A 7,151-nucleotide genomic window follows, 5' to 3' on the forward strand; every position below is an offset into this window, starting at 1 on the left:
CTTCCTTTTCCTCGGGGGCGCGGGCCCTGCGTTACTTCCGGATCTCCGCCAGGCGGAGCCGGACCATCTCCTCCACCACCTCATCAGGGACGGGATGGCCCGGCGTGAACCGGACGGTGCCTTTGGACAGGGAGAAGCCCTCCAGCCTGGGCGCGACGGCGTCCACCACCTCTGGCGAAAACGGGAAGATGGACAGGTGCTTGGCTGCCGCCGCCACCCCGATCAGCGGCTTGCCGTCCAGCTTCAAGGCGGGCATCCCGTAGCTGCGGCCCTCCTCGGCCTCGGGGACAATGCGCCGCGCGGCCGCGATAACGCGCTGCAGGCAGCCGCGTTCAGGTTCAGGCAAGGTGGCAAGGGAATCGTCAACGTCACCCATGCGGCCAGTCTAGACCCGGGCGTACGACGGCGGGACGGCCGGTCCCAGCGCCACGGAACCTTGCTGCGCAGACCAGCGCAGCGACGCCCGGGTCAACGCGCAGGGGCGGTCCCCGCGCGCCCACCCAGGGCCTCGGTGCGCAGCCCGGTGCGCCGGGTTTTCCCGCTACGCTTTCGCGGCCCGGATCGCCTTACGCACCGCCGCCCCGACGACCGAAATGACTGGCACCAGGCAAAACAGTGCCACCACGGTATTGGGCCGGAAGGACACCTGCCCGCCGACGTTCCGGTACACACCAAGCGGTAGCACCATTCCGCCTCCCCCGCCGCCGGAGGCACCGTCCGGCCCGGCTTCGCCGCCTCCGCCAAAGCCGAAAGACACCAGCGCCACTGGAATGACCTCTTCCCCTCCGACCTGGACCGGGGAACCGTACGCCTTGGAGACGCCAATGTTCTTGAACGCTTCAATCAAAGACGCGAATGTATCAGCCATGGCCCCACCCTATGGGCGCTGGGTCACGGGCAACAGACCTGCTGCCGGGCCGCCGCCGTCAGCCTTGAACGCGCTGGCGGTAGTTCCGCGGCGTTTCCCCGGCATCGTTCAGGAAGTGCCGGTTGAAGTTGGAAAGGTTCGAGAAACCCACTTCGTAGCAGATGTCCGAAATGGCCTTGTCCGTCCGCTCCAGCAGGCGCCGGGCGTGGGCCAGGCGGAGCTTGCGGACCAGGTCGCTGAAATTCTGGCCGGTGGCGCGTTTGAAGTACTTGGAAAAGGTGGGTTCGGGCATGCCCACCAGTGCCGCTGCCTCGGCCATCTTGACGGTACCGGCGTGGTTGCTGAAAACGTACTCCAGGACAAGGTCGACGACGGCGGCGGCCTGGCCGTCCAGCTGCGGGCGGAACCACTCCTCCGCCAGGTAGCGCCGGTCTTCCTGCGGCGCCCGGACCAGAACCCCGAACAGCTCAAAAAGGTGCTGGAGCCGGGCCAGGCCGGAGGTTTCCCCCATCGCCTCGATGGCCGCCGCCGCTTCCTCCGCTGAACGGCCCAGGAATTCGATCCCCCGCTGGGACTGCTCCAGCAGCGGCCTCACCTCGGCGAGTTCGGGAACCAAGGCCGCCGCCTGCTCAACCCACTTACCGTCGAACTGGATCACGGCGTCCCGGTTCTCGAGCACCTCGCCGGGCTCGAGGTCGCTGACCCAGTCGTGCGGCAGGCCGGAACCCACCAGAGCGACATGGCCGGCCTCGAACGTGCCGATATGGTCCCCGACGATGAACTTTCCCGTGCCTTTGCGGATCAAGTGGATCTCGTACTCGGGATGGTAGTTCCACCGTGCCACCGGGCTGGGGTAGCTGTGCTGGTGCCACCGGACTGAATGGTTGGGGTCCGGCGGGATGACCTCCCGGTTGGCCCGCATCCCCAGCAGGCGTTCGGCCAGCCTTGCCGTGGCTCCGTCAGCAGTATCCGCGGCCGTCATCGTGGTGCTCCGTAGGTGTGTGGGTTTATGAAGTATGGACAGGCGTGGGCGGTCCCGGTCCCAGAGTAGCGCCTGATCCGCCGTGATGTCCGGAAAATAAGTATCAGAAATTGGCAAGCAGGACGCTAGTTGTGGCCTGCGCCCCAGGCCTAACCTTGAACTACATCAGCGAGGAACACCGGGATCTCCGGTGGATGGCCCTCGCGCAGGTCCAGTGCCCCGACGTGGCAGTCGGGTGCGGTGACTGTGCACCCCTGAAGAACAAAGGAGTCCTTAATGCGCCCAAAAATGCGTGCTGCGACCCTGGCCGCCGGCGCTTTGTGTGTCGCGCTGAGCGCCTCGGCCTGTGCAGGTGCCGGCGGTGGCAATTCCGCCGGAGACCCGAACAGCATCAGTGTCCTGATGGTTAACAACCCGCAGATGGAGGATCTGCAGCGGCTTACCGCGGAGAACTTCACCAAGGAAACCGGGATCAGGGTCAACTACACGATCCTGCCGGAGAACGACGTGCGGGCCAAGATCAGCCAGGAATTCTCCAGCCAGGCCGGCCAGTACGACGTCGCCTCCCTCTCCAACTACGAGATTCCCTTCTATTCCGCGAACGGCTGGCTTGCCCCGCTGGACGATGTTGCTGCGGATCCCGGGTTTGACCAGGAAGACATCCTGCCCGCCTACACGGCGTCCCTCACCGGTGAAGACGGCAAGCTCTACGGCGAGCCGTTCTATGGGGAGTCTTCGTTCCTGATGTACCGCAAGGACATCCTGGACGCCGAGGGCCTTACCATGCCGGCGAAGCCCACCTGGGACGAGGTGGCCGACATCGCCGCGAAGGTGGACGGCGCGGAACCGGGCATGAAGGGCATCTGCCTGCGCGGCCAGCCGGGCTGGGGCCAGGTCTTCGCACCCCTGACCACCGTGGTGAATACCTTCGGCGGGACCTGGTTCGACAAGGACTGGAATGCCCAAGTCAACTCCCCGGAGTTCACCGAAGCGGTGGAGTTCTACACCAAGCTGGTCCGCGAGCATGGTGAAGCAGGAGCCGCGCAGGCCGGGTTCACCGAATGTCTTAACAACATGAGCCAGAGCAACGTGGCTATGTGGTACGACGCAACCTCCGCCGCAGGCGCCCTGGAAGCTGACGACTCCCCGGTCAAAGGCAAGATCGGCTACGCCCAGGCACCGGTGAAGGAAACCGCATCTTCCGGCTGGTTGTGGACCTGGTCCTGGGCCATGCAGGCCGCGTCCAGGAAGCAGGACGCTGCCGAGAAATTCATTGCCTGGGCCAGTTCCAAGGACTACGAGGAGCTCGTGGCCTCGGAGCTCGGCTGGGCAAAGGTTCCGTCCGGCAAGCGCATCTCCACCTACGAGAACACCGAATTCCAGAAGGCAGCGCCGTTCTTCGAAGCTGAACGCTTCGCCATCGAGAACGCCGACCCCAAAAACCCCGGCGCGCAGGAACGCCCCGCCGTCGGGATCCAGTTCGTCGGCATTCCCGAGTTCGCAGCCCTCGGCACAAACGTGTCCCAGGGTGTCAGTTCCGCCATCGCCGGCCAGGGCAGCGTGGCTGACGCGCTGGCCAAGGGCCAGGAAGCCGCCCAAAAGGTCGGCGACAAGTACAAGCAGCCCTAACCTAACCGCAGGAGAACATCATGACTACCGCAACGGCGCGCATCTCCCGCCCGGGACACACCGCAGCCAAACCTACACGGGACGCCAAATCGCGCGAACGAGCCTTGGCATGGGCGCGGCGGGCACCACTGATGCCGGCCTTGGTCTTCCTGATCCTGGTCACGCAACTTCCGTTCGTGGCGACCCTGATCATCTCGTTCATGAACTGGAACAGCCTCAGCCCGGACAAATCGGCTTTCGCCGGCCTGGAGAACTACGCCACGGTCCTGACCGACCCTGACCTGCGCCAGGCGATCTTCACCACCATCCTCCTCACCGTCTCCGTGGTGCTCATCAGCCTGCTCATCGGCCTGGGACTGGCCCTGCTGCTGGACAAGAAGTTCATCGGCCGTGGCCTGGCACGGACCCTGCTGATCGCACCGTTCCTGGTGGTTCCCGTGGCAGCGGCCCTGATCTGGAAGCACGCCCTGCTCAACCCCGCCTACGGGCTGATCAACGGCGTCCTCACCTGGGTCTGGTCACTCTTCGGCAGCGCCGCGGCGCCGCAACTGGACCTGCTTTCGCAGGCACCCATGATGGCCGTGATCCTCTCCCTGGTGTGGCAGTGGACCCCGTTCATGATGCTCATCCTGCTCGCAGGCCTACAGTCCCGCCCCATGGACACTGTCGAAGCTGCCCAGATGGACGGCGCCACCCCCTGGGGGATCTTTCGCCACCTGACATTGCCGCACCTGCGCCAGTACCTGGAACTCGGCGGACTCCTGGGCGCGATCTACATCGTGCAGAACTTCGACGCCGTCTTCACGCTCACCGCCGGCGGGCTCGGCACGGCCAACCTGCCCTACGCGATCTACCAGACGTTCTACTTCGCCAACGAATACGGCCTGGCATCCGCCGCCGGCGTCGTGGTGGTCATCGGCACCATCATCGTGGCCACGTTCGCCCTCCGCACCGTCTTTTCACTCTTCAAGAAGGAGGCAGCACGATGAGCACCCTCACCCCCGCTGCACCACAAAGCTCAGGCTCTGCCCGTTCCACATCGCCCACCGCGCTGAACACCGGCCGCGCGCCACGCCGCCGCGGCAAAGCACGGATGGACCCCACCCGCAACAACACCGCCGCCGGCATCGCAGCCTGGCTGCTCGCGCTGCTCTTCGCAGTCCCGGTCCTGTGGATGATCCTCACCTCGTTCCACTCCGAAACGGACGCCGCAACCAACCCGCCGTCCATCGCCGCGAACCTCACCCTGGATGCCTACCGGGAATTCTTCGGCGAAACATCCGGCGTCAGCCCCTGGCCGTCACTGATCAACTCCGCCACCGCCTCGGTCCTGTCCACCGTCCTGGTGCTGCTCCTGGCCTTCCCGGCCGCGTACGCGCTCTCCATCCGGCCGGTGAAGAAGTGGACAGACGTGATGTTCTTTTTCCTCTCCACCAAGATGATGCCCGTGGTGGCAGCGATCCTGCCGCTCTACCTTTTCGCCCGGACGGTCGGGGCACTGGACAACATCTGGTTCCTGATCCTGATGTACACCTCCATGAACCTGCCCATCGCCGTCTGGATGATGCGCTCCTTCCTCGCCGAAGTCCCGGAGGAAATGCTGGAGGCAGCCCAGATCGACGGCGCCAAGCTCCTGCTCATCCTCCGCAAAATCATCGCCCCGGTAGCCATGCCCGGCATCGCCGCCACCGCCCTGATCTGCTTCATCTTCAGCTGGAACGAACTGCTCCTGGCCCGCGTCCTCACCGGCGTAGTTGCCGGCACAGCACCGGTGTTCCTCACGGGCTTCGTCTCAGGCCAGGGACTCTTCCTCGCCCAGGTCTGCGCCGCCGCCGTCGTGATATCCCTCCCTGTGCTGTTCGCGGGCTTCGCCGCCCAGGACAAACTCGTCCAGGGCCTCTCCCTCGGCGCCGTGAAGTAACCAGCGCCGTGAAATAGCCGCCGGTTCCCACCACAACTTTTTCAAGGAGTACTTCGATGACAACAGCAACCACCCAGTCACCCGCCACGGGCACCGAACTGCCCGCCACCATGCGCGCGAACATCCTCAAAAGCCAGGGCGACATGGCCATGGAAACCCTGCCCCTTCCGCAGCTCGACCCGGACCAGGTCCTGGTGCAGGTGGCCGCCGTGGGCGTCTGCGGCAGCGACGTGCACTACTACGAACACGGCAGGATCGGCCCCTACATCGTGGACCACCCGCTGGTCCTGGGCCACGAACTTTCCGGCCGGATCGCCGCCGTCGGCAGCGCCGTCGACCCCGCGCGCGTCGGCCGGCGGGTCGCCGTCGAACCCCAGCGCCCCTGCCGCACATGCAAACAGTGCAAGGCCGGCAGGTATAACCTCTGCCCGGACATCGAGTTCTACGCCACCCCGCCGATCGACGGCGCGTTCGCCGAATACGTCACCATCCAGAGCGACTTCGCCTTCGACATCCCGGACAGCGTCAGTGACGAGGCCGCCGCCCTGATCGAGCCGCTCTCCGTGGGCCTCTGGACCTGCGAGCGCGCGGAGATCAAGCCAGGCAGCCGGGTCCTGATCGCGGGCGCCGGGCCCATCGGCATCATCGCCGCCCAGGCCGCCCGGGCCTTCGGCGCCACCGAAATCTACATCAGCGACATCGCCGAGGACCGGCTCGCGTTCGCCCTCAAACACGGCGCCACGCACGCGCTCAACGCCAGGACGGACAGCGTGGAAGGGCTCGACGTCGATGCGTTCATCGACGCGTCCGGCGCACCGCAGGCGGTCCGTTCCGGGATCAAGGCGGTGGCCCCGGACGGCCGCGTGATCCTGGTGGGGCTCGGCGCAGACGACGTCGAACTGCCGGTCTCGTACATCCAGAACCGGGAGATCTGGCTTTCCGGTGTGTTCCGCTACACCAACACCTGGCCGTTGGCTATCCAGCTGATCGCTGATGGGAAAGTGGACCTGGACATCCTGGTCACGGGCCGGTTCGCCCTCGCCGAGTCCGAAGAGGCACTCAAGGCAGGCAAGCAGCCCGGCCAGCTCAAGGCCGTCGTCTACCCGGGCCGCTGACCATGATCACCGTCATCGGCGAGTCCCTGGTCGACATCATCAGCGATCCACGCGAGGTGGGTCGCACGCAGGGACATCCCGGCGGCAGCCCGCTCAACGTTGCCATAGGTGTTGCCCGTCTCGGCCTGGCAACCACGCTCGTGACGCACTATGCCGACGATCCCCACGGCCTGCTGATCGCTGACCATCTGGGCGGCAACAACGTGGAGGCGATTGTGGGAGGTTCCCTGCCGACGTCGTCCGCGGCGGCGTCCCTGGACGGGAACGGCGCCGCGGAGTACACGTTCTCCATTGGCTGGGACATCAGTGGCGCTTCCATCCCGGCCTTGGCGGCGGTGGAAAGCTCACTTCATGTCCATACCGGATCCATCGCCGCCGTCCTGGCTCCAGGCAACCAGACGGTTCGCCGGCTGGTGGATGCTGCCCGGCCCCATGCCACCGTCAGCTTCGATCCCAACTGCCGGCCGGCCATCAGCGGCGACGCCGACGCCGCCCGGCGGGACATTGAAGGCTTCGTGTCCGTGAGCGACATCGTCAAAGCGGCTCTTCGGAATCAAGGGTGTAGCGAGGGTCTGAAACCTCCGGCCTCGAGCAGGCTCCTGGCTGTGTAGTTCGCGAGGTTGCGGAAGCCGAGCG

Annotated in this window: 7 protein-coding genes and 1 pseudogene; 5 read left to right on the plus strand and 3 right to left on the minus strand. The window is 65.7% G+C overall.

The window, feature by feature from the left end; translation table 11 throughout:
- Nucleotides 1-31: 31 nt before the first annotated feature.
- From ACIQF4_RS08055 to ACIQF4_RS08065, 3 genes are all read right to left on the minus strand, one after another.
- On the minus strand, nt 32-376 hold the full coding sequence (locus ACIQF4_RS08055) for an iron chaperone (RefSeq protein WP_400579923.1): 345 nt from the start codon (nt 374-376) through the stop codon (nt 32-34).
- Between the two features lie 165 nt (nt 377-541).
- Nucleotides 542-868, minus strand: a complete 327-nt coding sequence (locus ACIQF4_RS08060; protein ID WP_400579925.1) for a hypothetical protein — start codon at nt 866-868, stop codon at nt 542-544.
- Between the two features lie 58 nt (nt 869-926).
- On the minus strand, nt 927-1,850 hold the full coding sequence (locus ACIQF4_RS08065; protein WP_400579927.1) for an AraC family transcriptional regulator: 924 nt from the start codon (nt 1,848-1,850) through the stop codon (nt 927-929).
- 276 nt (nt 1,851-2,126) lie between these two features.
- Between ACIQF4_RS08065 and ACIQF4_RS08070 the strand changes: the two genes are divergently transcribed.
- The 5 genes and pseudogenes from ACIQF4_RS08070 to ACIQF4_RS08090 all read left to right on the plus strand — a co-directional run.
- A complete protein-coding gene (locus ACIQF4_RS08070; RefSeq protein WP_400579929.1) occupies nt 2,127-3,479 on the plus strand; it encodes an ABC transporter substrate-binding protein in 1,353 nt (450 codons plus the stop codon).
- A 20-nt stretch (nt 3,480-3,499) separates the two neighbouring features.
- Nucleotides 3,500-4,468, plus strand: a complete 969-nt coding sequence (locus ACIQF4_RS08075; protein ID WP_400579931.1) for a carbohydrate ABC transporter permease — start codon at nt 3,500-3,502, stop codon at nt 4,466-4,468.
- Complete coding sequence (locus ACIQF4_RS08080) at nt 4,465-5,400, plus strand: carbohydrate ABC transporter permease (RefSeq protein WP_400579933.1); 936 nt, start codon at nt 4,465-4,467, stop codon at nt 5,398-5,400. The genes ACIQF4_RS08075 and ACIQF4_RS08080 overlap by 4 nt, the downstream gene beginning before the upstream one ends.
- Nucleotides 5,401-5,456: 56 nt before the next feature.
- The gene (locus tag ACIQF4_RS08085) at nt 5,457-6,515 is read left to right on the plus strand and encodes an NAD(P)-dependent alcohol dehydrogenase (protein WP_400579935.1); all 1,059 of its coding nucleotides are present in this window, start codon (nt 5,457-5,459) and stop codon (nt 6,513-6,515) included.
- A gap of 2 nt (nt 6,516-6,517) precedes the next feature.
- Nucleotides 6,518-7,045 (plus strand): annotated as a pseudogene (locus ACIQF4_RS08090) (PfkB family carbohydrate kinase); the annotation flags it as partial.
- Nucleotides 7,046-7,151: the final 106 nt, after the last annotated feature.

This window comes from Pseudarthrobacter sp. NPDC092202, assembly GCF_044755505.1.
Classification (GTDB): Bacteria; Actinomycetota; Actinomycetes; order Actinomycetales; family Micrococcaceae; genus Arthrobacter.

Bases quoted from the DNA above. Each gene is read 5' to 3' on its own strand.
- ACIQF4_RS08055 (WP_400579923.1), bottom strand. From the start codon at position 376: ATGGGTGACGTTGACGATTCCCTTGCCACCTTGCCTGAACCTGAACGC.
- ACIQF4_RS08060 (WP_400579925.1), bottom strand. From the start codon at position 868: ATGGCTGATACATTCGCGTCTTTGATTGAAGCGTTCAAGAACATTGGC.
- ACIQF4_RS08065 (WP_400579927.1), bottom strand. From the start codon at position 1,850: ATGACGGCCGCGGATACTGCTGACGGAGCCACGGCAAGGCTGGCCGAA.
- ACIQF4_RS08070 (WP_400579929.1), top strand. From the start codon at position 2,127: ATGCGCCCAAAAATGCGTGCTGCGACCCTGGCCGCCGGCGCTTTGTGT.
- ACIQF4_RS08075 (WP_400579931.1), top strand. From the start codon at position 3,500: ATGACTACCGCAACGGCGCGCATCTCCCGCCCGGGACACACCGCAGCC.
- ACIQF4_RS08080 (WP_400579933.1), top strand. From the start codon at position 4,465: ATGAGCACCCTCACCCCCGCTGCACCACAAAGCTCAGGCTCTGCCCGT.
- ACIQF4_RS08085 (WP_400579935.1), top strand. From the start codon at position 5,457: ATGACAACAGCAACCACCCAGTCACCCGCCACGGGCACCGAACTGCCC.